Below are 25840 nucleotides of genomic sequence, written 5' to 3'. Positions count from 1 at the left end.
GCGCAGCATTACACCCAGCATTGGCCTTATTGTAAAAAGGGAAATGGAGGGGCGGGTGCGGTCCGTTACCATGAGGCCGTTTTCTTGACTGTATCAAGAAAGAGAGATTCCAGATCAGCAGCAGAATTACTTTTTAAAAGATCTCCAATCATTCCCTCTTTAATGATTTTTCCTCCTCCCAAAAGAATGATTCGATCAGAAAGTCTCTCCACTTCCCTCATGTTGTGTGAGGTGTACAAAAGAGACATGCCTGTATCAAGAACCCTTTTTCTAAGGAATTCTCTCAGATGTCCAGACACCTCAGGATCAAGCGTTGCGGTTGGTTCATCAAGAAAAAGAATCTCCGGTTCCGTAAGAAGGGCTTTTGCTATTCCGAGTTTCGCCACCTGTCCGGTTGAAAGGCTTCCCACCCGACGACTGGCAATCTCCGATAGGCCGAAATCCGAGAGAATAGAGTCAACCTTCGTTCTCCAATCTGCCAGATTATAAATGAATGAGTAGACCTTGAGATTTTCAAAAACAGTCAGAGAGTATGGAAGGGAAAGGTCTGTCGAGGCATAGTTAATCCTGTGGGCAATCAGTCTCCTATGTCTTATTGCATCAACACCAAGGATATTGAGGGAACCGGTATTCGGGTGCAGAAGTCCCAAAAGAATTTGAATAAGGGTCGACTTGCCAGCACCATTTGGTCCGACAATCGAGAGGATTTCACCTCTGTAGAGATCCAGGCTTACCCCACCCAAAGCGATTTTGGATCCATTCAGGAAAGTTTTGGAAAGATTCCTTGCTTCCAAAACCCTCTCAGTTTTATCAGGCATAAAAGACCGAAACCTCCGTCATGAAGGAACCTTTAAGCCGGAGAAGTGTATGGGGTAACGTTTTTTTGACATTCCCTGATTTCCCAGAAACCCAATATAAAGGTCAAACTTTCCAGTTCTTGGTTTTTTGACAAAATGAATGGGGAAAGTCACTGTTTCTCCCGGTTTCAAAAGCCTTGACTTATCCCAATCCAGAGTTCCCTCCATAGACCCCTGGCTGCCATCGACCCACCGGGGTGGAGTGGACAAGATAAGCGATATGCCATTTGCCCCTTCAAGCGTCGGCTCGATATGAAGAGTCAGAATCAGCGTAAGGCCATCACCTTCCGATCGAATCCCCCCAACTGATGAAATAAAATAACGATTCTCTTGAGTCAAAATACTTTTTTTAGAAGCCCCCACCCCAGGAAACATTGTTGAAGGGGGAACCGGCAAAGGAACCGAGTCAACCTGGGGCTGTCCGGGTCTTGAAAGAGTATGGTGGTTGGGAAGAGTCACATAAAAGAAAACGGTATAAAAAATCCCTGAAAGAAAAACAAGTGTTACGACCGATGCCAATGCGTAAAATATTTTTTTCTTTCCCGGATCCAATGACTCCTGAGTAATACCCATCTGGGCAAATCTTCGACGATCCTCGTCTATTGGCTCTTTTTCCATACCGAAAAACCCTCCTGGACAAATGGAAAAGCATCTCGCTAACCCAGATAATTCTTAAAAATGGAACGTAATCCCCGCTGTGAGGGGAGTCATGAACAGTGCTTCCCCAGAAATCAGAATCTCGGTAGGCGTTATTTCCATAAAAACACCCATTGGAGAAGAAGGAACCCTCAAAGAAACACCCGCTCCCCCGTCAACAGAAACACCGAAAGGGTGTCCAGACAAGCCACCCGCTCCTGTTGCAGCTAGGTCAACCCCGCCAACGTCAAAACGAAGATAAGGGATGACAACACCGTGCCCAAGCCATCCATCGGGAAGCATTTGGGGAAAGCCCCTTGCAAGGCCAGTTCTCAGAATCCACCCAGTAATACTTGCCGAGCCCGGAACAGGAGATAGGATCGGGGTCTGGGTAGGCTGTCCAAACAGGGAATTCTGGGAAGAAGTGACAAAAAGAGTCGGCCCCGGAGTCATCTGAAGGTAAGATCCATCTACATTCCATCGCCAATGAGACATTGAAGCAGCGAGAGGTTTTTCCAGTTCGCCCCCGATTCCCAATGCGCTGTTAAAATAACGGGAAGCACCGCCACCTGTTAGAGTATAGTACGAGACAAAGGGAGCAATAGTCCAACCTCCTCCATCCATAATTGACGGGGATTCAGTCGGGGGATGCTTCACCATTGGAGCCTCAGGAACAAAAGGAGAGGGGGGGTCAGCCTCAGCCTTGGGTGCACTCAAAAAAATACCAAAGAAAAAAGAAGAACAAAGCACGATGGCATACCATGTTCTCATGGTAAAGGCCCAGAGGGGATTCTGTGATTTCCAAAATCAAAATTTGTTCCCATATCTTTCTTGAGCTGAGCCATATCAATAGATTGCTGAGAACGATCCCTTACGAGGCCAGCCCTTGCTCTGGCCAAATCCCTCTCTGCTTGGGAAACAGCCACGGTTGTCCCGGTTCCAACACGAAACTCCTCCTCAGCCAGAGCAAGGTTCTTGACCGCCTGATCAGTCAGAACGGAAGAATCCCGAATTTTGGCCGCATCCGTTCTCAGGTTTAAAAGATCACTATCAACGGCCTGCACGATTGTTTGCCGTAATGCTTCCCTCTGATCAATTTGCTGTCGCTTCTGGGCTCTCGATTGCCTCACTTGCTCAACATTTAAAAAACCGTTGAAAATTGGAACATTGACTGTTGCAGCCGCCGACCAGTTGTATACAAGTGGAAAGAATTCGCTATCAAAAGAGTAGTTCCCCAGAAGCGTCACGGTGGGAAGAAACTGAGCCTGATTGAAACGGATAGCTTGCTCTTGGGCTCGAAGCTGACTATTGAGAACTCTCAAGTCAGGCCTCCGGGAAAGTGCCTGACTGATAGCGGATGACTCATCCGGTATCACAACAGAAGCATCGTTGACCGGGGCGACTCGATATGGTGATCGCCCAATAACTCCCATTGCATGGTTCAAGGCAAGCTCGTCCACTCTGAGATGGTTTTCATCCTGCACTTCTGTCAAATGAAAATTCGAAAGATTCACTCTTGCATTCAGAACATCGTATCCATTTGCGACTCCATCCGAAAAGCGCGCTTTCGCTACAGCCAGCTGGAGTTCCATATCCTTTATTGTCAGACGGTCAACTTGAACAAGGTTTTGATCTCTCAGTACCGAAAAGTACGCCTTCTCGACATTCAGGATAGTCTCTGACAAGGTTTCCTCTATCTGGCGACGGGAGGCACTTGCAAGTTCTTTATTCTGGGCAACCTGGGCCCGCCGTCGACCAAAGGCAAAGAGTGTCTCAGACAAGGAGAGTTGTGCCTGATAAAAATCGTAGGAAACAGGAGATTCCGGAATGGTAAAGGGAAAGCCGGGCTGGGGTCCGAAATTACCGGTTTCCCTCGTATAGGTGGTTGAGCCGTTAAGGGTAGGATAATACTGGCTTTTGGCAATTCCAACCCCAGCAATTGAAATATTTTCTCCTTCCTCAGCAGCCTTGATTAATGGCTGATCCCGAACAGCCATGCCAAGAGCATTTCTCAATGTCAGAAGATAATAACGCGACGGATCGGAGTCGTTGGAAGAGGATTCAGGGACAGGTGACGAGGCAAAGGAGATTGACTGGTAAGGGAAAAACACCATCAATGACAATAACAAAGAAAGGAAATAGTTCTTCCGGCCCAACATATTCATGCAATCTGTTTTCAAAGGTTATTCACCAAGTTAATCAAAAAACACCACTCCCACGAAAAAGTCTCTTTCCATTTCAGAAATTACATGATAAAATTTATTCATATATTGATCATACCATCGAACAAAAGCATGAAAAAGATCCTTTCAATGCTTATTAACTCAATATGTTAAAAGCATTTATTGTTACTGAAACCCAAAAGGGACACATTATGACACTCTCCCAAATCCACACTTTTTTAACTGTGACACAAACTTTGAACTTTTCTCAGGCAGCTAAAATATTGGGAGTGACCCAACCAGCCGTGTCGACCCAAATCCAGCTCCTTGAAGAAGAGTTTGGAGTCAGACTTTTTAATAGAGTCGGCCGCAGGGTTTTTTTATCTCCAAATGGAATTCTTTTTCTTGATCATGCAAAAAGCATATGGGACCAAGTCAAGAATACATCCAAAATCATGACAGAAAAAATGCCTGCCATAAAAGTTGAACAGCTTTCGGTCGGCATTGGGTTTGCCACCGGATTCACCCGGAATACTCCCTTCACATCTTTTGTTCGCGGGACGTATAAAAACGCTACCGTTTCCATTCATCAGGGACTCGATCAGGATATGATCTCTGAACTCCTTGCCGGAAAAACGGATATCATCCTCACGCATGTTCCAGATGCTCCCCATATCAAAAATGGACTGAGTCATCTATCCATTCATCCGGTTGGAGGCCCCTCAAACTTGCTTATTTTGGCATCTCCAACAATTTCAAAGGAAAAATGGCAAAGAGATGTTGGCACCCTCAAATCTTTCCCACTCATTCTTCCCAACAAAAAAAATCTGTTAAGGGACTTTATTGATTATGAAGCACAAAAAAATGCACTCTCGCTTAATGTCACGATGGAGACAACAGACACAGATCTCATCCTGAAAATTGTCATGACAGGAGTAGGAATAACAATCCTCCCCGCATCTGCAGCAAAAAATGAGCTTGATAGTGGGTCAATTATTGGACTTTCACTACCTGACTTCCTTGCGAATTCCACACTTTGCGCCATTACACGTCAAGAGGTCGATGCTGAACCCGCACCATTGGTTAAGTTGGGAACAAGGATCTTCACATCAGGATGGATGGAAAAAACTTGACCATCTGCTCGTAACACTTTACCTGGTTGAGTATTTAAAGTTTTGGGCTTGCCCACCGGACGCGCCGCAATTCACAAAAAAGTAGTAGTTACATGTCAAAGCGAAGGGATTACCGGCTTGTCCTCCTAGTGAAGGATTATAAGCAGCCGGAGGAACACCAACCTGTCCGTAGGGAACAAGCGGGGGCTGAGCAAATTGATTGAGCAAGGTCGCTGGCCCCATCGAAAAGGCCTGAACGGGAGCTGAAAGACCAGCTCCCTGCTGGATGGGTCCGCCCAATAGAGGTCCAAGAGAGAATAAAACAGGAGCCCCGGGAGAAAATGATCCAAGAGGCAACCCAAGGGAAGGTGGAATAATCGGGGCAGACAATGGCGCGACCGGAAGAGATGAGTTCGGCAGTTGAGGCACAAAAGCTCCGGGAGTTTGCCCCAAAGGGGACCCACCAGAAGGATTAAAGGGTGTCACCGGAGGAATAGCCACAAAATTGGGCGCGGCAGGCAGAGAACTGATATTGGCCCCTTCTGCCACAATTACCCCTCCACAGGAAATCAGCCCAAGGAAAATACTCTGCAGAGCAACCTTTCCTAACCTCACCTCTATAATATTCATCTCCCCAGCCTCGACTGTTCTTGATGGAAGTGTCTCATAAGATCTATACCCCAATTTTACCAGACGAAACCCGTTGAAGAAACTTAAAGAAAGATCACTCCCCTAAAAATTTCAGCTCATCCGATGAGCGCTGTTTCAAGGGAAAGCGTTTGTGTACAGAGAGATAAACTGTGGGTACCAAAACCAGGGTAAAGACTGTTGCAAGAGTCAAGCCACCAATAACAGCCCTTGCCAGGGGCAGGCTATTGGAACTCCCGATATCAAGCCCAAGAGCCATGGGAAGAAGACCAACAACCGTCGCAAGGCTTGTCATGACAACAGGTCGAAGTCGGGTTTTCCCTGCTCGAACAACTGCGTCCTCAAGTGAAAGGCCATGTTCCCGCTGCAATCGATTAGTGTAATCAACCAAAAGAACACCATTGCTCACGGCTATTCCTACTGTCATGATCACTCCCATAAAGGCAATTGTTGAAAAAGGAGTTCCCGTTAAAAAAAAGATCCAGATCACTCCAGTAAAACTCATTGGTACCGAAAACATGATGACAAAGGGATCCAGAAGCGATCTAAACTGTGTTGCAAGAACCATATAGACGAGCAGAATAGACATCAACACGGCGAGACCCAAAGATAGAAATGCCCCTTTTTGCTGAGCAATCTGTCCGGAGAGTTTAACGGAAAAACCGATCGGGTGGGGTGTATTTTTAAGCAGGACTTTCAGGTCCTTCGTGATATCCCCTAGAGAGCGGTTTACTGGATTGGCTGATATCGTAATCAGACGAGTCATTTTTTTTCGATCTATTTCATTGGGACCATTTGATTGACGGATTGTGGCAACGTCTCTCAAAAGAATCGGGGAACCATTCGCATTTGTCAAAAATACATTCTTAAGATCTTCCATCGAATGCCTGTGAATACGATCTAACTGTACAACAATATTATATTCATTCCCGGTAGCCGGATCCGTATAAATTGATGGATTGTTTTCGTTTCCAACAAAACTCCATAAAACAGTTGATGCGATAGACTGCTCGGAAAGCCCTACCATGGCCGCTTTCACCCGATCAACCTGAACATCAATTTCTGGATAATGAAAGTCATTGGGGAGAACTTGAACGTCTTTAACGCCCGAAATTGAGCGCATCCCTTGAGAGAGAACATCTGCCAAACGCTGTGCTGTGGTCAGGTCATACCCATAAATCTCGACATCGATAATCCCTTGGTATCCAAAATTTAAAATTCTTTCAATCAATCCCCCTGGCATAAAGTAAATCCCCACACCGGGAAACTTTCCTCGCATTGCAGTGCGAACTTTATCCATTAACTGATCGGCTGTCTCACTTCTCTTATCGGGTTCAACAAGATTAACCTGGACAAATCCTGTATCAGGCCCTGTATTGGCAGTAAAAACGGATGCAGCCCCATTAGTTCCCCGCCCAGCCGTATTGCGAAGACCAATATTAGAAGCCACGAGCCTGACATCGGATGGGGGGAGTGTTTGCCGGATGAGATCTTCAATTTTTTTCGCAATCTGGGTCGTAATTTCAATTCTTGTGCCAGGGGGAGCCTGAATATTAATTGTAAACTGACTTTCATCAGGAGCAGGAAAAAACTCTGTCCCGATAAAATAAATCAGAGGCAAAGAACCAAAAAAAACACTCAACACACCAAGGAAAATTTTTCGCCTGTGATGAATCGAATACAAAAGAGCTTTTTCATAACGTTCCTCTATGGAGGAAAAGACCCTTTTAAACCATGAAAAAGCTTTGGTCAAAACACCTTCGGAAACAGATTTATGGACTTTCAGAAATCGGTAACATAAAAGAGGCGTTACTGTTCTGGATACAAAAAATGAGGCAAAAAGAGCAAATGTGATCGTAAGTGCCATCGGAGTCAATAAAAGTCTACCAATCCCCTCCATGAAGAGAATGGGGAGGAAAACAATGACCGTTGTAATCGTTGAGGCAAGTATGGGCATAGCCACTTCTGATGCCGCCCCCAAAAGAGCCATCGAACGGGATTCTGTTTCGATGGAAAAATGCCTGTAAATATTCTCAAGCTCTACGATTGAATCATCCACGAGTCGCCCTATCCCCAAAGCAAGCCCACCAAAAGTAAAAACATTCAATGTTTGATGGGATGAGGAAAGAAAAGTTAATGCGACAAGAGCAGAGAGAGGAATGGCCAGACTGATAATGACGGTCGCTGAAATATCCCCAAGGAATAAAAGGATAACCAGAATTGCGAGAATTGCGCCCTGAAAAATTTCCCGATATAAGCTTTTGATCGACTGACGAATATATTGCGACTGATCAAAAAAAGTATCCAGTCGGACTCCTGATGGTAACCCAACAAGCTTCGGGATGGCCTTTTTAACCTCATCAACAACACCCACGGTATTAGACCCTGGCTGTTTGTTCACTGCTAAATAAACAGCATTTTGTCCATTGACCCGAACAATATTCGTCTGTGTCTCAGCTGAGTCAGAAACCTTAGCAAAGTCCTTGATGAAAATGGGAACGATTCTTCCATCCGGAGTCGTTTGGGTTGAGACAGGAATATTTGAGAGAGTATCGACTAAATGGTGGGTGATTTGATTATTGGTAAAAAGATTGTAATCCTTCGAGCCAATCTTGACATCCCCTGACGGGAGAATGAGATTGGCAGCATTGATCGCATTCACTACCTGAATAATAGAGAGATTTCTCGCAAAAAGTTGATGCGGATCCATATCGATATTGATCTGCCTAACTTTCCCCCCATTTACGGTCGCCTGTGAAACATTTGGCAGCTGTTCAAGCTGTGGCTCGATAGTGTTATAAGCAAGATCATACAATTTGACTTGATCAAGGGCAGGATCGGATACAGTCACGGACACAACCGGAATATTGGCAATATCAAACTTCAGGATAAAAGGCTGCTGGATGCCTGGAGGTAGCTGATTCAGAATCTGACTGATTTTCTGAACGGCCTGGACCATCCCCCCATTTAAGTCTTCCCCCCAGTTAAACCAGACTTGAATCGCAGACACTCCTTCTCTTGACTGCGACTGTATATGGGAAACATTATCGATTGTTGAAAGGGTCTTTTCGAGAGGGTAAGTAACACTTTGCTCCACATCAAGTGGAGAAGCTCCCGGATAAATAGTCCCAATTATCAGCACTGGAACCGCAAGATTTGGAAAAAGATCGATTGGTAGTCTGGCGACCGACTGTGCTCCGATCAAGACGATCGCCAAGGAAGCCATCAGAACACCGATCGCGTTCCGAAGAGCAAGTCTGGTCAGCCACATTTCTTAGGACTTTCTGTGAGTATCAGACAAAGAGTCTACTATATAGGTCTTGGCATCTACTTTCTCACCCTCTGCCAGATGTTGTTGTCCCAAAACAACAACATCATCTTCTGGTGAAATACCGGAAAGGACCTGAACATGTCTCTTTCCCCGAATACCAAGCTTGACTTTGACTCGATGGGCAATACCTCCCACGACACTGTAAACGTAATACTTCCCGTTCCGGTTGAGCAGCGCCTCATTTGGAACAACCAATGCATGTGGTATTGTCCGTAAAAGGAGAACCGCCCTCGCAAACATTCCTGGCTTCAGAAGACTGGAAAAATTGTCCATATCAATTTCAACAGCAAGCGTTCGGGTCTGGATATCCAGAGCCGGATTCATTCTTGTGATTTTCCCCGGAAAAACTTTTCCCGGATAAGCATCCACCATCACCTGCAGAGGGAGTCCTACATGAAGGAATCGGACCTGACTTTCTGGAACACTGATCACAATTTTGACAATGTGGACGTCAACGATCGTAAAGAGTGGTGATTGGCCTGATGCAATTGCCCCAGTGGTTGCAGGGATAGTGGCACCCTTGTCAACCATTCGGTTGAAGATATACCCACTAAAAGGAGCCGTTATTTCAGTGTAAGCCAGATTTTTTTTTGCATAAGTAACAGCAGCCTTGGATTGTTCACACTGCTCCTTGGCCAAGTCGTAAGAATCAAGCGACACAAGATTTTTGGCAACAAGTTTCTTGTAACGCTCTGCGTTTGTGCAAGTATAGTCCATGGTTGCCTGAGCTTGCTGCAGCTGTGCCCTATAGGTTGTATCGTTAATTTTTGCCAGAACTTGGCCTTTTTTAACGTGATATCCCCTTCTTACTGAAATCGAATCCAGGTAACCACTAACCTGTGAATAGATTGCGGCTTGATTAATGGGCTGAATATCAGCGGTCAGGGTAATGGATTGGGAAATCGGTGCAAAAACTGGATGGGATACATATACACGAGCTGATGAGGGGCCCATTTTCGTGACGACATTCTGATGGCCAGTATGGTGCAGGAATCGGTAGCCGATCACGAGGAGAAGTCCCGCCAGAACCGCAATCATTATCCTTTTTCCAGTCTTATTCATGAAGTACAACCTCTTTTTTAGTGTTGACATGTTTCCCATTCTCAACGCGGGCAAGTGGATCCATCCCGATGTCCCTTATCAAATTTGCTCGGGCGATTTTATACCCATAAACAGACTGGACAAACTGGGCTCGAGCTGAAGCAAGATCAGCCTCTGCCTGGGTAACAGCAACAGCCGAACCAACACCAACCCGATACTGCCCCTCCGCCAGGCGAAGACTTTCTTTTGCCTGCTCCAAAAGAGTTTTGACTGTATCGATTCTTTCAACGGAAGTCTTAAGGTTAAAAAAGTCCTGCTTGACCTGCATGATGACATTTTGGCGAAGCGATTCAAGTGCATCCTGTGATGCAGCCATCGTCTTCTGTGCCTGTGCAACTTGGTGAACGGTCAGAAAGCCAGAAAAAATGGGAACTGAGATCGTCGCCCCCATAAACCAGTTATAGGTCATCGGCAAAAACATGCTTGCATAAGAATACCCGCCGGTTGCCCCGATCGAAGGGAGGTAGGTACTTTTATAATAAAGTTCATTTTGCCAACTAGCGTTTACGGAATCCTTTGCCGAAATAAAATCTGGCCTATGCTTGATAGCCTTCATAAGAAGCTTATCCAAATCATCATTCATCAGATCAAATTCGAGGGATGGAATGACATGAAACTCTCCACCATAAGAGACTCCCATTGCGTTTAAAAGTCCCACTCTGGCGATTTTGACATTATTTTTTGCTGTGATCAGATTCAGCTGGGCATTCGAACGATTCACTTGAGCATTTAGAACATCAAATTTGGAAGCGGTTCCAACCTGATTTTCCCCTTCGGCAACCTGCTCCTGCTCTTCATAATCCTTCAGTGTCTTTTGAGCGGCATCAACGAGAAGAACATCTTCTGCAAGGGTATCATAAGCTATTTCAACATTTGACAAGAGAGTATAGAGAGTCCATCTCGCCTGATCAGCTGAAGATTTTGCATTAAAACGCGCTTGACGAACCTGAGTGACTCGTTGTCCGAATGTGAAAAGAGTCTCCGAGACATTAATCTGGGCTTGATAATAATTGTAACCGGTATTATTTGGAGGCTGAATGATCGAATACAATGATGGAGGAAAGCCCGGAGAAATGACAAAGTTTCCCGTTTCGTACGTATAACCGGCTCCAGCAGATACATGCGGCAGATAATTGGAAAGAGCCTGGCCGATAATCTCCTTGTTTGCCTGATAAGTGTGAATCGCCTGCCGATATTGAGGATGGGAGCGAAGAGTAATTTCCATAGCATCCTGGAGAGTCAGCTGGCTTGGAATCGTTACCGCCCCCCCTTCACCGGGGGAAGGAAGTTCAGCCGCATGAAGCTCTTTAGGCAAGCATATGATCTTAAAACAAACACAAAAAGAGAACAGCAACATCAAAAGGACTTTAAGGGGAAATGGGGATAAACGTATCATATCATCCGACCTTTAAAAAAATTCTGATTCGTCCCTACGCCTTTCAGAAACATAAAAATAATCTCTTCAATTCTCAATATCAGCCGACCGTCTTTTTCTACAGCTCCCAAAGGAAAAATGGCCTCAACCCAAAGGGAGCCCATCAGACTTTGGGAAAACAGTGTGATATCTATATCCTGCCGAAAATAATTCAGCAAACGTCCTTCCTGCACAACATCCGAGATCATTTGGATCCGCTCTTTTCGATATTGTTGAACCTTTTCTGTTGAACATTGACGCTCTTTAGGCTCTTCAATTGCCATTACCTTATAAATGTCAAGATGCAACCGTATGAAGTGAGCCATGGAAAAAGACATCTCGTAGAGCTTTTCAAGCGGATTCATATCTTCCCTATCTTTGACTCCATTCAGAATCTCCATTAATTTCTGATGTCCGATGTCAAGGATCTCGGCATACAGCTGTTCCTTATTTGTAAAATAACGATAAAGAGTCCCCTTCCCGATTCCCAGAATTTGCGTTAGTTCATCCAGCGTTACCTGATCATATCGCCTTTGGGCAAACAAATTTGCCGCCTGGTCAATAATGCGGTCTTTCTCCATTTGAAAAGCAATCTCTCTGGTGGCAATTTCATTTAACTTCTTGTCCTGAACAACCATCTGTCCCCCCTAAAAATAAAAGGTTGATCCCACAAGAATAGGGATGACAGTCTCTGTCTGAGGACCCAGGAAAAACCATTGGGAACGAACTTCCACAAAAAACCCGATGGGGTATTCAGGTGCCCGACCTTCTATTCCGAGACCAAGATCAGCCATGACCCCATCTTGGTGACCGGAGAGAGCTCCAGCATCGGATACTCCAGCACTCACCCCACCAACATCACTTCTGATATAGGGAATCCATGGCTGATGAATGAAAAAGGAGGGAAAAAAGGGGTTCATTGCCAGACGACTACCAACATAACCTTGTTCATAGGATGCGTCCGCATTATTCCCAACTCCCTTCAGAGGAGGTGAAAAGTGGGGAGAATTCAGGACATAACCGCCTCCCGCAATGACCCTGAGTCCAGTCAAGATGCCATAGGAAATCTCCCCTATTCCACCAAAACCGTTCTCATAAAAAAGATGCGAGGATGGAGTCTGGGCAATATTAAACAGGAAGGCCAGAGAGAGACCAAAATGACCATAGTTTTCATCAAAACTGGCTTCATCTAGAGCATTCCAGTTCTCAGCGGCACTAGGGGCTTTTGTCGAAGATCCTGACGTTGGAGCAGATGGTGTCTCTGTGACGGGAGCAGAGGTTGGGGCAGCATTCACCGGAATATTGGAGACACCTAAAAGGAGTATGATCGACAAGATTGTCATAATGGATCTGGACAAGAACCTTGTCCTCAGGAGTAAAAAAACTGCCATTTTCAATCCGATCCCCTTAAATAAAAGACAAACAAGAACTGACTAGTCAGTTCTTAAGAAACTAAAACACTTTTTCCACCATGTCAAACCGATTCGTCGGAGGAAGATCCCCTTTCGAAACCATCCAATTGGCGGTATCGCTACCTTTCCCGTGAAACAGGATAAATCAGACGGACAATATCTTTTTCCGATAACCCCATCTCCCTCGGATGAAGGGTACGCTTCACCTCTTTCGGTCCAAGGCTCGATTTTACACGGCGAACTGGCCGCAAGAGCCATTCACCGTTCAAGTCTTTCAAAACATAAAGAACAACCTCTTCCGAGATTGTTCTTGTCGGATCCGTGTATCCTCCTACCAAGACGATTTCCCCCCGAATGGTCTCAATGAGGGATCCTGTCGGATAAACCCCTACCATTTTAATCAGATCCGATACTGCTGATGGATCAATCTTGTCCTCAGCGGATTTCAGGAGAATTTCCAGCGTTTTTGCAGGAGAGTACCCTATTCTATAAATACGATTGGCAGTCAATGCCTCATACATGTCCAATGCAATTAGCGATCTAGTTACAGGATTAAGCTTATCAAGAGACATCCCTCGCGGATACCCCGAACCATTTTTTCTTTCATGATGCTCATAAGCAACAGTCGCACAAAGACCTGAAACATCTTTATCGGGATGGTTCTTCAAAATTCGATACCCAATTTCAGGATGTTCCCGAATGATTTTCCAATCCGACTGATTTAGTGGACCGGTCTTTTTTAGGATCGGAAGAGGAATTCCTGTTTTACCAATATCATGAAATAATGCTGCGAGTCCCCATGCTTTAAGGTCACAGGTCTGGATTCCTTTCCGGATAGCGAGACCCAAAGCAAGAATCATCGTGTTGATAGAATGTCGATAAGTTTCATCATCAGACTCTTCCATTTCCATCAGAAAAGTAATCAGGGAAGGGTTATTTGATATCAGGTCAATCATGTTCTCAATCTTCTCTCTAAAAGGGGCAACGGGTATTTCTTTTCCAAAACGGGCATTTTTGAACCCATCCTGAAGCAGGTTTTCCGTTCGCTCCTTCAGATCCTTAAAACTCTTAAGATCCTGAATAGAAGGAAGAGAATGAGATTCCGGTAAAAAAAAGGAAGACTTTGGATCTTCATCCATTTTTTTCAGAACATTTTCTTTTTCATGAATCTCTGCATGTAAATCCGGAACAGAAACCTCTGAACGAGCCAAGTCCACCACCACCACCTGAACACCTGCTCCTTTTAGCTTTTCTATATCACCTTGGGACTTGATCAGAAACTGATGCACAAGGAAATCTGTCTGCCACCATTTTCGATCCAGATCACAGACAAACATTCCGACCTTCAAGCTATCAATAGGGATGGATTTCTTCATAAAATCTCCTCTGGAAATCTATCAAAGAAATTCAGGATAAAAAGGCATGGCAATAAAGCATGTCAGATTCAATCTTCGAAGTATCCATCCTCTAACAACAGTCACTTATGGAATATCTCCATTTTAGAAAAATGCTCCAACTTTGCCCATGGCAACTCTGAGAGCTTCCAAAATATCAGATCATTCTAAAGATCAAGAGCTCGAGAAGGTTTGATGAAAATCTCTCTACTACCTTTAATGTTGATATTATAAAACGAGTTTTCATCCAAACATTTCCATTCTATCATTGATCAAACAAAGTATCCTCATCGCCGATTAACCTCAAAAGAATTCCTGCAAATGCTCATGACTCTTTTCATCATGATAATTGTCACCATTGACAGTCCCTCAGAATCGATCAAAATCAATCAAGTCATTTTTGCTGTTTGACGGAAGTCCACTTTGACGACTAGAATAGAATGCGTGAATACACACTCCCAAAAAATACTATCATCCGACACTTGCACAGCATCTTTCAAAGTTGCAATTCTCCGTTTTCCGGGAACCAACTGTGAGATGGATACATTTGAAGCGGTGTCGAGGGTCTCAGGTCTACTCCCCGAGATTGTTGGGCATATGGCCCAATCGTTGGAACCTTACGATGCAGTTATTGTACCGGGTGGTTTCTCCTATGGGGATTACCTGAGAACTGGTGCGATCGCGGCAAGGACTCCAGTCATGAAGGCTCTTAGGGACTTTGCCCTAGGGGGAGGGGCTGTCTTGGGAATCTGTAATGGTTTCCAGATTCTTGCCGAAGCCGGTCTCTTGCCAGGAATCCTCCTCGAAAACAGCAGCAGAAAATTTATCTGCGCTGATACTCCGTTGATTGTTGAACAAACAAAAACACCATTTACCTCTCTTTTCTCCCCAGGAAGCAGGTTGAATCTGCCTATAGCCCATCAAGAAGGCAGATACTACCTTAACGAAAAAGATTTGGCATTACTGGAAGAGAATGCTCAGGTTGTCATGAGGTATCAAAAAAATCCCAATGGTGCACTACATGATATTGCAGCCATTTCAAATCTCGAAGGAAATATTCTTGGAATGATGCCTCACCCCGAAAGAAGGTCCTCTGACGAAACGGGAAGTACCGAAGGATTGACAATCTTTACCTCACTTCTAAGCAGCCTTCTGAAATCATCTGTACCGGATGGACCAATCAAACTCCGGTGAGCACCATAACCCGCCTTACTCAAGGCATATTCCCGGAAAAATCATGACATTGACAGCAGACAATAGAGAATCCCGATTTCGAATTCCATCACACGAAATGGCAGCCATTTTTTCCCTTCTGGGAAGAGACCCAAACCTGACAGAAGAAGCGATATTTTCTGCCATGTGGAGTGAGCACTGCAGTTATAAGTCTTCAAGAAAGCATCTCAGAAGATTTCAGTCTGCCCATAGCTCACGAGTAGTCTCAGGCCCAGGCGAAAATGCTGGAATCATCCATATTGGTGAGGGGATCGGGATTGCCTTTAAAATGGAAAGTCATAACCACCCAAGCTTTCTGGAGCCATTTCAGGGGGCTGCCACAGGTGTTGGAGGAATTCTCCGGGATATTTTTGCAATGGGAGCCCGCCCAATCGCTTTGGCAAACAGCTTGGTCTTTGGATCATTACGCCATCCCCGCCACAGAACATTGTTCAGACGTGTCGTAGCAGGGATTGCAGGCTACGGAAATCCAGTAGGAATTCCTACTGTTGCAGGTGAAGTGTGGTTCGATGATCGATATTTGAATAATATTCTCGTCAATGTTTTTGCCCTTGGCGTTGTTAACGTCAATAGTGTTATGTCAGCTAAAGCGCCAAAGGCAGGCCTTATTGCCATTTATATGGGAAACAGAACCGGACGGGACGGAGTATCTGGAGCAGCAATGGCTTCACGAGGCTTTAACTCGTCAGATGGAGACCTTAGACCACAGGTTCAGGTTGCAGATCCCTATGTAGGAAAAAATTTGATCGAAGCGACTCTTAAAATCATTCAGGAAGGACTTCCTGTTGCCGTTCAGGATATGGGCGCAGCCGGCCTGACAAGCTCCTCGACCGAGATGGCAGGACGTGGAGGACTTGGAATGGAATTGGACCTTTCCTCGGTTCCTCTTCGGGAAACCAAGATGGAAGGATGGGAGATTCTCCTTTCTGAAAGTCAGGAAAGGATGTTATTTCTTGCCCAACCAGAACAGGTAGAACCAATACTCCAGATCGCCAGGAACTACCAATTGGCAGCCAGTGTCGTCGGAGAAACGATCACCGAGCCACTATTCCGCGTTAAAATGAAAGGCCAGCTCCTGGCAGAAATTCCCATTGAGCTTTTAACAGACAAAGCCCCTGTCTATGATCGCCCAACGAGCACGAATCCCGCTATTGTGATGCCAAATCATATCAAAGCTCAAAGTGGATCCCACGCCATCTTGGAAACATTCAAGGAAATGATCTCGCATCCAAACGGTGGTGACACGACATGGATTCATCAGCAGTTTGACAAGGCTGTTGGTGGAGCAACGCTCATGGGTCCAGGACATGACGGGGCCGTTATGAACCTTAAGTCTCCCCAAAAATCATCTGTTGCAATAGCTTTATCCAGCCTTCCACATACACTTTCGAAAGATGCCTATAGGGGAGCGGGAATAACTGTCCTCAAAGCGGTTACCGATTTGGCTGCCATGGGAGCTATCCCGCTTGGAATGACGGATTGCCTCAATTTTGGAAATCCTGAAAACCCGGAAATCATGGGGCAGTTAACGGAAGCAATCTCCGGAATAGCCGATATAGGAGCAGCCCTAGAGATCCCGGTTGTTTCCGGCAATGTCAGCCTCTACAACGAAACAAACAAACAAAGCATTCCTCCGACACCCATGATTGTTATTACAGGCCGTGTATCTGATTACAGAAACAGAATAGCAGGAATCACAAAAACCCCTGGTCTTACAATCTCTCTGCTGGGATCTTCAAATGATCTTTCCCTCGGAGGCTCCTTTTTCGAATGGATCTCAGGAGATACCTCTCTTGGACCCGTCCCTGAACCGAATCCATCTCAAGTCAAGAGAATAGTCAACCTGATGTCTGGGCTTTCATCAAGACGTCTGGTCACCTGCTCCCGGGCAATTGGGAAAGGCGGCATTTTAAGAAGTCTTTTTATGATGACTCTTGGGGCAACTGATCTTGGAGTCATCATAAAAATCCCGAACCCAATAGAACCTCTTTCCTACTTTTTCTCCGAGGCTCCGGGACGAATTCTCATTGGTCACTCAACGACTGATCAGGAAGAGATCATTCAATGGGCTAAAGAAATGGGGGTTCCATTCCAAACGATAGGTATCACTGCCAAAAAAACATTTTCCGTAAGTTACCGTGAACTTGCCGGTCATGAAAAACATCTTGCTGATTCTCCCCAGACTCTTCAGAATCTTTTTATGAATGCAATAACACAATACATGGAGGATGCACCTTGAGCTCCAATACATCATCCCCAACAGATCTTCCCGATGACCATTTTCATGAGGAATGTGCCGTATTCGGAATTTATGGTCATCCAGAAGCAGCCAACCTGACTTACCTCGGCCTGTATGCACTGCAGCACAGGGGACAGGAAGGAACGGGTATTGCCAGCTTGGAAAACGGAAAACTTTTACTTAGAAAATCACCAAAACTAGTTTCGGAGTTTTACACAGAAGACCTGTTGAATGACTTAAAAGGGAATATCGCAATTGGACATAACCGTTATGCAACAGCTGGTGGAGATCCTGAAAAAGATCTCCAGCCACTGACAGCGTTTTACTCAAAAGGACCAATTGCTCTTGTTCATAATGGAAATTTGACCAATGCAATTGAGCTCAAACGCGAAATGGAAAACGAGGGTGCACTCTTTACAACGGAGGTTGATTCGGAGGTTCTTGTCCACCTTATTGCCAGGTCAACAGGTATGACCATGGTTGAACAAATGGGTGCAGCTCTCTCATCTGTCAAAGGATCCTATTCCTTCATTGTCCTTCTTGAAAACTCAATGCTTGGAGTAAGGGATCCACTGGGACTTCGTCCCCTTTCGATCGGAAAAATTGGCGATGCTTATGTTCTTGCATCTGAAACATGTGCGTTTGATCTTATTGGTGCTGAATTCATCAGGGATGTAGATCCAGGTGAAATGGTTGTTATCAATGAGAAAGGCATGGAAAGCCATAAACTCTTTGTTCGGAAGGATGCACCCTGCATATTTGAAATTGTTTACTTCGCCAGACCGGATAGCCAAGTTTTTGGTTATCCGGTCTATCTCTCCAGAAAAAGACTGGGAGGAAGACTGGCAAAAGATTCAGCTGTTGAAGCGGACTTAGTTATTCCCGTTCCCGACTCCGGTCTTGCTGCAGCACTTGGATACTCAGAAGCATCAGGAATTCCTGTTGATATGGGTTTAATCAGAAACCATTATGTTGGGCGAACCTTCATTGAGCCTCAACAATCCATCCGTCACTTTGGGGTCAAAATAAAGCTTAATGCTGTCCCATCAATTTTAAAGAACAAGCGCATTGTTGTCGTTGATGACTCTATCGTCAGGGGAACAACAAGCCGGAAAATTGTTTCCATGCTGCGTGCTGCAGGTGCATCTGAAGTTCATATGCGAATTGCATCAGCACCCATCATTTCACCATGCTTCTATGGTATTGACACTCCAACAAGAACTGAACTAATAGGAGCAACTCATAGTCTTGAAGAAATCAGGCGATATGTAAAGGCAGACTCATTGGCATATCTGTCTGTGGATGCCATGCAGGAAGAAATAGAAAGAGCCAAAGATCAAAACAACTCCAGAAAAGGCTTCTGCACAGCCTGCTTTACTGGCTGCTACCCAATCCCTTTTTCAAAAGAAGAAAGAATCCAGCATGGCCTGTTTGAAGGCTAATGGCTACCATCTCCATGACCACTCTTTATGCTCCTCTTCCCCGTCTCATTATTTGTTGATGGGGAAGATTGAGGCCCAACAATAAGCGGTTCTCCCTTCGAATTCATTCGATCCTGCTCCACTGTTTCGTTTTGAGGAAGTGCACTAAGGAGAACCCTCGAGATAGTCCCATCTTTTGTATCGATCGTGACATACCCATAGTTTTTCTTGAAGACCAAAACAGGCGTTCTCCCCAATGGAATAACCCAAGATGGCTTCAATGACAAAGGATCTTCTGGATCATATCTTTCCCCTACTGATAATGCTCCCAAAAAACGATCCGCACTGGCTTTCTCAAAAATTGAGTAATAAAGAATATTTTTATGGAAAATCAAACGGATACCACGATGACTGTAATTCCAGATCGTTCTTCCGGCAACAATAATAGGAGGAGTTTTGGGTATCCCCAGCTTTTTTGTGATTTCTTCCATTGTAATTCCTGGCTTGGTAAATAATGATGCGACCGCTTCTTTCTTAAGATGAGGAACTTTGACAGGCTCCAGACCGGATGAAATAGACGCAACTTCTCTCCAACCGGCAATTTTTCCAATCTCCGCAAAAGAATCCATACTCTGAGTTTTATCTCCGTTAAGGTTGCTCCACAGCCCCTCATCGTACATGAGCCTTGGATCATAGGAAGCTTTCTTTACGGATTTTTCGAGTAACCTGGCCCCACTAACAGTATGATGCTCCATTAAAAGCGAAAGGCCATAATCTGCAGCATACCAAGGAGAGTCGGGAATCAGATTGTAGGCTCTTCGAAAATAGGCTCTGGCCTGCTTCCTTTCCCCTTTCAACAATAACAGCCTGCCTTCAGCGTTAAGTGCCGGAACAAAAGCCGGGTTAAGCTGGAGAGACATCTCCCATTCCGACTCAGCAGCATCAAGCGCTCCGATATCAAGCGGAATTGCATGTATTCTGATAGTGGGTATAGGATCATCTACAAAAAGAAAACGATCCGGATGAAAGAATCGACTCTCAGAAAAGGACTGATAATAAGCAAGCCCTAGCAGAAAATGGCCGCCGGCAGATAGAGGAAATCTTGCAAGGAATCGGGAAAGATCATAAATGGCAGTCATGTTATGATGAACAAATGTGGCTATTTGCCCTTCAAAGTATAGGGCAGAACCTTTCAACACCCGAATCTTTTCATCTAACAGGAACTTTCCTTCACCCCCCAGGACAGGGTCCGAGCGAAGTTTTCCCAAAAGTTCTACAGCACTGATAATCCCTTGATAATGATAACCAGCCTGAACCATTGCAAGTGCAGCATATAAAACAGGATCTAAAATTTGTTTGCCATCGACAGGGGATGGCAAGGAATGATCTGATGCAGCCACACCCACAAAATGGTTCCCAAGTTTTGAAAACATTCTTTCAGATAAAAGATATGCAAGAGCGCCGGCAACCTCATCTGTATTTTCAAGAAGTCCTGAGTAGATCATGCCCCTTGATAAAACAAGAGTCTGACCTTTCAAGAGGTATGCAATAGGCTTTTGGCGATCAAGAATAACTATACGAATTTTGAATTCAGGATGATCAAAATACGGACCCAAACGAAGACTAATGGCTTTAAGTGAGGCGTTGGCCGATCGATTTCGAACTAGCCCATACTTGAGTATTAGCTTGTTAAGATCGTCCATATTTTGGATTTTCTGATCACGGACATCGCCCGTAACACCCTTGGTAGAGTCTATCACCTGGGCTTGGGCAATCAGTTGAGCAGGAGAAAAAAAGACCCCGCCTAGCGTCAGAAAAAAAAATATCGCATAAGACCATCTACTCACAAAAATCGCCATAAGCCTCCTTCAACACACAGCAACGCGCTCTGAAAGAACGAAGACGGAACATCTCCTCGCGGATTGCGAATCGCATGAATCAAGAATGCTCAAGATAATTCACATAATCCTGTATCCCCTCTTCCACAGTAAATCGTGGAGTATATCCCAACAAAGTCTTTGTTCCCTGGATGGATGCCTTTGTATGATTCTGAAAAAAGGAATACGGATTATCGAAATATTCTGGAGTCAGATTGGTCTTTAATGCCTTATTCAACCCATCAATAATTTCATTGAAGGATGTTTCAACTCCTGTCCCTGCGTTGACAACTCCGGAAGTCTCTGCCGAAAGGGCAAGAATATTTGCCTCAACAATATCCTTGACATAAACATGATCCCTACCTTGTTCTCCCCATTTAAAAACCCGGGGATTTTTACCAGCCCGCATTTGAAGATATAGCTGGTAGATCATGCTCGCAAACTTGCCCTTATGCCCTTCTCCCGGACCAAAAACATTGAAATACCTCAGGCCAATAACCGGTTTCGATATTTCCAAAGCTAGTTTTCGGCCAATATTGTCAAGCAGCATTTTTGAAAATCCATAAACATTTAAGGGATTGGGATATTGATCTTCGGATTGTGGACTGGGGTTATTTCCATAAACAGCTGCTGAAGAAGCATACACAACCCTTGTCTGGTAAACCCTCGCATATTCAGCTATACGATGAAATCCTTCGACATTCTTTTGAACCATCTCTTCCTGATTCATAACGGTAGTATCAGTTATAGATGCCTGATGAATGATGCCATCAAACGGAGGATAGCTCTTAAATAAATCGATTAGATTCATCTTCGAGATATCACCACAACGAAAATCTCCACGAAAACCTTTTAGGTTTTGAAAAACGCCGGAAGAAAAATCATCGATAACCGTTACATCATGTCGATCCTTTTCCAAACGAAGAACAATGTTTGAACCGATAAAACCAGCACCACCCGTTACCAAATAACGCATCAATCCCCCTCCTCATTCAATTTCCATAAAAACCGAATTTTGCTTAATTTTACACAATACCCAGACACTTGGCCAATAAAAAATATGGAAGAGCCGGTCGATAAAACTGAACTCCGTGATAGAATGCATCGGGGTTGAGCAGCGAATGCTTTTTAAAACCAAGACAACTGAACAAAGATTGGAGTTCACCCTGAGATCGACCCGGAAATCAGCACTTTTGGGCCCCTTTTCATTTCTCAAGCAGTCAATAGACAAAAATCGTTTGAGAGGTGTGATTTTTGCCTATTCATTGTCCCAGTTGAGTGAGGGTCTGACTCAGACAGCTATTACATGGATCGCCTATAAAATGGCGGTAGAAAAACTGACACTGATTTCCAAAATCAGTTTTTTGCAAACACTCATCCCCTTCCTAATCATCCTGCCCATAGGATTTGTCATAGACAAGCTGCCAAAACCTCCATTGCTTTCAGGAATTAATATTTTCAAGGGAGCTACCTATGCCATCTTACCGCTTATCGCGCTTTTTAATCAGACATCCTCCATACAACTGTTAACGATTGTAACTGCTACCGCTTTCCTCTCGTCATTTTTTGGACCTGCATTTAATGCTTTACTCCCTTCATTTGTACCCATCGACCGTCTACAAAGAGCGAATGGTTATATCCAATTATTTGGACAGGGAGGCTATTTTCTTGGCCCATTACTATTTGCATTTTTGCTCTTGCATATGAATGCACCCCAAACACTTCTTGTTTCAGGAGTCGGATATGTACTTTCGGCATCCCTCTTTATATTGATACCCCAAACAATTACACCCTCGACCGTTTTTGAAGATCAATTAACAAAAAACACTTCGCCTCAAACAAAAAGGAAGGGTGAGAGCTCGCTCTTTCATATTCTGAGATCTCACCCAAGCCTACTTTTGCCGATGCTTCTAGGGGCAGTATTTGGACTGATCAATGCCCCCATGTCACTTCTGTTTCCTGCTTTGACAACAGAGGTCTTTCATCAGGGGAAAAGTCTTTTTTCTTTGCTATCAGGAAGCTATTTTGCCGGAAGTCTCACTGCAGGCTGGATTTTGGTAAGATTTCAAAAGTGGAATCCTAAAAAAACAATTGCAGGAGGGATATTCATAAGTTCCATATCCCTATTCCTTTTATCAGCATCCAGAACATCAATGGAAGCAATCGTTCTACTTTGGGCCGCTGGAACTGGACTTGGTTTAATCCTTCCTTTGTCAACATCATTAATACAAAAAGAATCTCCGCAATCAACCTTAGGCAGAGCCCTATCCCTCTCAGGCTTTTTCTTTTTAATCGCTGCAATGGGTGGAATTTACTTAGGCACACGAATTCTTTCTAACAAAGGGACTGTATTTTATCTCTCCGGAGCTGCCGCCATCTTACTCATTATAGCCATCATCATTGTGTTACCCAATGGGACAAAGAAAGACAAATCACTGTAACCAAAAGAACCATATCAGCACACCATTCAAATAAGAAAACCATATTTCATACAGCTAACACAATATAAAACGAACAAATTAATCGGCTTAAAAGTTATAGGCATAGGACTTGCTTATTTAGTGAGTAGTGGCCTCAATTCCATGGAGGGATCGTTGAACATTCAGATAGCCATCGATATCTTAAAAAATCGAAATTTCAGCTTGTTGACAATGGGGCAGGTTATTTCTCAGCTTGGGGAGAACCTCAACAAGGTCGCTATGTTGTGGTTTGTCTACCAGTTTTCCCACAAAGCGGCAGACCTTGCATGGGTTGGAATCCTTCAAACACTTCCTCCCCTTCTTTTTGGTTGGTTCACAGGTCCCATTCTCGATCGGGTGTCACGAAAAAACGTTATGATCTTTATTGATATCACCAGGGGTCTTCTACTTCTTCTGATTCCGGTCCTTTACCATAACGAGCTTCTTACCCTTCCAATCCTATTCATACTTGTGTTTCTGATCTCTGTGGTCTCCGGAATTTTTGGTCCAGCTCTCTATGCCTCGATACCTGAACTTGTCCGTCGGGATCAAATTGTATCCGCAAATGCACTCATGCAAACGACAGGTCAAGTTGGAATGCTTCTCGGCCCAATTACTGGAGGTGTTCTCATCGGTCTCTGGAACGCTCCGTTCGTAATGATTGTGAATGCTGTTACTTTTTTTCTCTCCGCACTCTTTCTATTAATGATGAAACTACCTTCCCCACATAGGTCAACAGCTTTTTCTTTCTTAACATTACTCCAGGAAACACGTGAAGGGTTCCAGTTTGTATTTAATGGAAAAAGTAATCTCCTGCCATTGTTTGTCATCATGACTCTGTACGGATTTATTACCGGTCCTTTTTCACTCATTTTGCCCGTATACACAAAACTTGTTCTCCATCAAGGCCCCCAAACGCTTGGTTTTCTTCTATCAATCATGGGGCTTGGTATGTTGGGTGCTTCAATGTTGCTCACATCAGCACCACCTATACAATACGAAAAATGGATTGCAGGAGCTTTAATTTTTGGCGGACTTATGCTAACGGCAACAGGTTGGTTACAACCGATTCTGTTCGCTTCTATTACAATTGCACTTATAGGAGCATCTTTTTCCGCATTCAATCCATTAGCTCATACTATTATTCAAACACAGGCACCTGAAATTCTTTTAGCAAGAACACTTTCAACAATGTCTATTGGATTCCTTCTTGGAGCTATTGGAGGAATGGGGCTATTCCCAGCACTTCTCCATCTCATAGGAGTTGGCCCTGTCTTTTCAATAATGGGTCTTATTTTTCTTATAGGAGGATTAATCTTTCTCAGGCGCTCCATCAAAAAAGAGTCTCCCCAGGAGACATTATCAATCGCTCAACATTTACCGATATCCATTGGAACGAATAGGAATGAATCATGAAAATAGCCATTGTATCGACCCCTTTCGTATCTGTTCCACCACTAAAATACGGTGGGACGGAGCTTTTTATCTCTCATTTGACCGAAAAACTAATAGACCGGGGTCATAATATCACTTTGTTCGCAACAGGAGATTCAAAATCCAGAGCAGAGCTTGAGTTTCTCTTCCCAAAAGGTCAATGGCCCATAAATCAGATGGATGAGTTGTCCCATATCGCATTTTCAGCAAAAAGGATCCAGGGAATGGATGATATCGATATCGTTCATATCAACTCCCCCTATGCGCTTCCTTTTGCAAACATGCTGGGAGTTCCTACCGTAGTGACATTGCACCATCCCCGAACTCAGGATTTTTCATCTCTTTACCTGCAGTATCCTGATGCAAACTTTGTCGCGATTAGTCAATCACAGCGCCAAGGAGAAGTAGCATTGCCAAATATGAGCGTTATTCATCATGGTCTAGATCCAAATGCTTATCCTCCTTCGGAGCATCCACAGAACTATGTGGCCTTTCTTGGTCGCCTTGCACCAGAAAAGGGACCAGACTCAGCCATCAGGGCAGCTCAGCTTGCAATGACTCCGATAAAATTAGCGGGCTCGGTTCATTGGGTTGATAACGATTTTTACAACGATCATCTCAGGTCTCTCTTGCTAAAACCAAATGTCCAATGGGTTGGAGAAGTTGACCATGTCCAGAAAGTCGCTCTCCTTCAAGGAGCTCAGGCACTCTTGGTTCCCATTCGCTGGGAAGAACCTTTCGGCCTTGTCATTATCGAGGCAATGCTCTGCGGAACACCAGTTATTGCATTTAGGCGTGGATCTGTTCCGGAACTCGTTGAGGAAGGCGTCACAGGATTTCTAGTAGACTCCGAAAAAGAAATGGCTGAAGTCATAAAAAATAAACTCGATAAATTTAACAGGGCCATTTGTAGAAAAAGAGCCGTTGAAAGATTTTCAACAAATACAATGGTTGCACAATACGAAAACCTTTTCCAAAGTCTCGTTCAGAAGAATCGTAAAGAGACTTTTTCCCGTAGAGCACCTTCTCATCAGGCAGCTTCAATATCCTGATGATCAACAAAGGGGAATTCAATCTTTTTTCTACACCAATCGAGTACAAAGGATAGGG

The 25840-nt window shown here is 44.4% G+C and carries 20 protein-coding genes; 7 read left to right on the top strand and 13 right to left on the bottom strand.

The features are described 5' to 3' along the window. Nucleotides 1-65: 65 nt before the first annotated feature. From LFE_RS04785 to LFE_RS04770, 4 genes are all read right to left on the bottom strand, one after another. Nucleotides 66-818, bottom strand: coding sequence for an ABC transporter ATP-binding protein (locus LFE_RS04785; protein ID WP_014449130.1), 753 nt, complete (start codon nucleotides 816-818; stop codon nucleotides 66-68). Between the two features lie 18 nt (nucleotides 819-836). Next, nucleotides 837-1475: a hypothetical protein gene (locus tag LFE_RS04780; protein ID WP_014449129.1), complete on the bottom strand. Its 639-nt coding sequence runs from the start codon at nucleotides 1473-1475 to the stop codon at nucleotides 837-839. 54 nt (nucleotides 1476-1529) lie between these two features. Beyond that, nucleotides 1530-2153 (bottom strand): hypothetical protein, encoded by a 624-nt coding sequence (locus LFE_RS04775; protein WP_148272554.1) that lies wholly within the window; start codon nucleotides 2151-2153, stop codon nucleotides 1530-1532. 107 nt (nucleotides 2154-2260) lie between these two features. After that, nucleotides 2261-3658: a TolC family protein gene (locus tag LFE_RS04770; protein ID WP_014449127.1), complete on the bottom strand. Its 1398-nt coding sequence runs from the start codon at nucleotides 3656-3658 to the stop codon at nucleotides 2261-2263. 164 nt (nucleotides 3659-3822) lie between these two features. On the opposite strand from LFE_RS04770, the gene LFE_RS04765 reads away from it, so the two are divergent. Continuing rightward, complete coding sequence (locus LFE_RS04765) at nucleotides 3823-4788, top strand: LysR family transcriptional regulator (RefSeq protein WP_081495349.1); 966 nt, start codon at nucleotides 3823-3825, stop codon at nucleotides 4786-4788. 18 nt (nucleotides 4789-4806) lie between these two features. Here the strand turns inward: LFE_RS04765 and LFE_RS04760 are convergent, their stop codons facing one another. The 7 genes from LFE_RS04760 to LFE_RS04730 all read right to left on the bottom strand — a co-directional run bounded on the left by LFE_RS04760 (nucleotide 4807) and on the right by LFE_RS04730 (nucleotide 14049). Then, nucleotides 4807-5316 carry a hypothetical protein gene (locus LFE_RS04760; RefSeq protein ID WP_014449125.1) on the bottom strand — a complete coding sequence of 170 codons (510 nt, stop codon included), beginning with the start codon at nucleotides 5314-5316 and terminating at the stop codon, nucleotides 4807-4809. Nucleotides 5317-5491: 175 nt separating this feature from the next. Beyond that, nucleotides 5492-8686: an efflux RND transporter permease subunit gene (locus tag LFE_RS04755; protein ID WP_014449124.1), complete on the bottom strand. Its 3195-nt coding sequence runs from the start codon at nucleotides 8684-8686 to the stop codon at nucleotides 5492-5494. 3 nt (nucleotides 8687-8689) lie between these two features. Continuing rightward, nucleotides 8690-9808 carry an efflux RND transporter periplasmic adaptor subunit gene (locus tag LFE_RS04750; RefSeq protein ID WP_148272553.1) on the bottom strand — a complete coding sequence of 373 codons (1119 nt, stop codon included), beginning with the start codon at nucleotides 9806-9808 and terminating at the stop codon, nucleotides 8690-8692. After that, nucleotides 9801-11162 (bottom strand): TolC family protein, encoded by a 1362-nt coding sequence (locus tag LFE_RS04745; protein WP_014449122.1) that lies wholly within the window; start codon nucleotides 11160-11162, stop codon nucleotides 9801-9803. The genes LFE_RS04750 and LFE_RS04745 overlap by 8 nt, the downstream gene beginning before the upstream one ends. A gap of 77 nt (nucleotides 11163-11239) precedes the next feature. Further along, a complete protein-coding gene (locus LFE_RS04740) occupies nucleotides 11240-11899 on the bottom strand; it encodes a TetR/AcrR family transcriptional regulator (protein ID WP_014449121.1) in 660 nt (219 codons plus the stop codon). Nucleotides 11900-11908: 9 nt separating this feature from the next. Further along, nucleotides 11909-12619: a hypothetical protein gene (locus LFE_RS04735; protein ID WP_014449120.1), complete on the bottom strand. Its 711-nt coding sequence runs from the start codon at nucleotides 12617-12619 to the stop codon at nucleotides 11909-11911. A gap of 173 nt (nucleotides 12620-12792) precedes the next feature. Beyond that, nucleotides 12793-14049, bottom strand: coding sequence for an HD-GYP domain-containing protein (locus LFE_RS04730; RefSeq protein ID WP_014449119.1), 1257 nt, complete (start codon nucleotides 14047-14049; stop codon nucleotides 12793-12795). 483 nt (nucleotides 14050-14532) lie between these two features. Between LFE_RS04730 and purQ the strand changes: the two genes are divergently transcribed. Genes purQ through purF form a run of 3 tightly spaced genes read left to right on the top strand, consistent with a single transcriptional unit; the run spans nucleotide 14533 to nucleotide 18981 of the window. Continuing rightward, entirely contained in the window at nucleotides 14533-15261 is a 729-nt protein-coding gene (gene purQ, locus LFE_RS04725) for a phosphoribosylformylglycinamidine synthase subunit PurQ (RefSeq protein WP_041774807.1), read from the top strand. 43 nt (nucleotides 15262-15304) lie between these two features. After that, entirely contained in the window at nucleotides 15305-17539 is a 2235-nt protein-coding gene (purL, locus tag LFE_RS04720) for a phosphoribosylformylglycinamidine synthase subunit PurL (protein ID WP_041774023.1), read from the top strand. Continuing rightward, nucleotides 17536-18981: an amidophosphoribosyltransferase gene (gene purF / locus LFE_RS04715; protein WP_014449116.1), complete on the top strand. Its 1446-nt coding sequence runs from the start codon at nucleotides 17536-17538 to the stop codon at nucleotides 18979-18981. The genes purL and purF overlap by 4 nt, the downstream gene beginning before the upstream one ends. Here purF and LFE_RS04710 read toward each other — a convergent pair. Beyond that, nucleotides 18978-20819, bottom strand: a complete 1842-nt coding sequence (locus LFE_RS04710; RefSeq protein ID WP_014449115.1) for a tetratricopeptide repeat protein — start codon at nucleotides 20817-20819, stop codon at nucleotides 18978-18980. The two genes, purF and LFE_RS04710, sit on opposite strands and share 4 nt — an antisense overlap. Before the next feature lie 79 nt (nucleotides 20820-20898). After that, nucleotides 20899-21813, bottom strand: coding sequence for an ADP-glyceromanno-heptose 6-epimerase (gene rfaD / locus LFE_RS04705; protein ID WP_014449114.1), 915 nt, complete (start codon nucleotides 21811-21813; stop codon nucleotides 20899-20901). A gap of 145 nt (nucleotides 21814-21958) precedes the next feature. On the opposite strand from rfaD, the gene LFE_RS04700 reads away from it, so the two are divergent. The 3 genes from LFE_RS04700 (at nucleotide 21959) to LFE_RS04690 (ending at nucleotide 25782) form a co-directional block, all read left to right on the top strand. After that, the gene (locus tag LFE_RS04700) at nucleotides 21959-23278 is read left to right on the top strand and encodes an MFS transporter (RefSeq protein WP_041774021.1); all 1320 of its coding nucleotides are present in this window, start codon (nucleotides 21959-21961) and stop codon (nucleotides 23276-23278) included. A gap of 153 nt (nucleotides 23279-23431) precedes the next feature. Continuing rightward, nucleotides 23432-24712, top strand: coding sequence for an MFS transporter (locus tag LFE_RS04695; RefSeq protein WP_014449112.1), 1281 nt, complete (start codon nucleotides 23432-23434; stop codon nucleotides 24710-24712). Beyond that, entirely contained in the window at nucleotides 24709-25782 is a 1074-nt protein-coding gene (locus LFE_RS04690; RefSeq protein WP_014449111.1) for a glycosyltransferase family 4 protein, read from the top strand. Before LFE_RS04695 ends, LFE_RS04690 begins: the two co-directional genes overlap by 4 nt. The last annotated feature ends 58 nt before the right edge of the window (nucleotides 25783-25840 follow it).

This window comes from Leptospirillum ferrooxidans C2-3, from assembly GCF_000284315.1.
Lineage (GTDB): Bacteria > Nitrospirota > Leptospirillia > Leptospirillales > Leptospirillaceae > Leptospirillum > Leptospirillum ferrooxidans.
Note: the sequence above shows the minus strand (reverse complement) of the source record. Positions and strands in the feature narration are given on the sequence as shown.

Bases quoted from the DNA above. Each gene is read 5' to 3' on its own strand.
- rfaD (WP_014449114.1), bottom strand. From the start codon at position 21,813: ATGCGTTATTTGGTAACGGGTGGTGCTGGTTTTATCGGTTCAAACATT.
- LFE_RS04765 (WP_081495349.1), top strand. From the start codon at position 3,823: ATGTTAAAAGCATTTATTGTTACTGAAACCCAAAAGGGACACATTATG.
- LFE_RS04780 (WP_014449129.1), bottom strand. From the start codon at position 1,475: ATGGAAAAAGAGCCAATAGACGAGGATCGTCGAAGATTTGCCCAGATG.
- purL (WP_041774023.1), top strand. From the start codon at position 15,305: ATGACATTGACAGCAGACAATAGAGAATCCCGATTTCGAATTCCATCA.
- LFE_RS04700 (WP_041774021.1), top strand. From the start codon at position 21,959: ATGCTTTTTAAAACCAAGACAACTGAACAAAGATTGGAGTTCACCCTG.
- LFE_RS04770 (WP_014449127.1), bottom strand. From the start codon at position 3,658: ATGAATATGTTGGGCCGGAAGAACTATTTCCTTTCTTTGTTATTGTCA.
- LFE_RS04730 (WP_014449119.1), bottom strand. From the start codon at position 14,049: ATGAAGAAATCCATCCCTATTGATAGCTTGAAGGTCGGAATGTTTGTC.
- LFE_RS04775 (WP_148272554.1), bottom strand. From the start codon at position 2,153: ATGGTGAAGCATCCCCCGACTGAATCCCCGTCAATTATGGATGGAGGA.
- LFE_RS04710 (WP_014449115.1), bottom strand. From the start codon at position 20,819: ATGGCGATTTTTGTGAGTAGATGGTCTTATGCGATATTTTTTTTTCTG.
- LFE_RS04755 (WP_014449124.1), bottom strand. From the start codon at position 8,686: ATGTGGCTGACCAGACTTGCTCTTCGGAACGCGATCGGTGTTCTGATG.
- LFE_RS04740 (WP_014449121.1), bottom strand. From the start codon at position 11,899: ATGGTTGTTCAGGACAAGAAGTTAAATGAAATTGCCACCAGAGAGATT.
- LFE_RS04785 (WP_014449130.1), bottom strand. From the start codon at position 818: ATGCCTGATAAAACTGAGAGGGTTTTGGAAGCAAGGAATCTTTCCAAA.
- LFE_RS04750 (WP_148272553.1), bottom strand. From the start codon at position 9,808: ATGAATAAGACTGGAAAAAGGATAATGATTGCGGTTCTGGCGGGACTT.
- LFE_RS04690 (WP_014449111.1), top strand. From the start codon at position 24,709: ATGAAAATAGCCATTGTATCGACCCCTTTCGTATCTGTTCCACCACTA.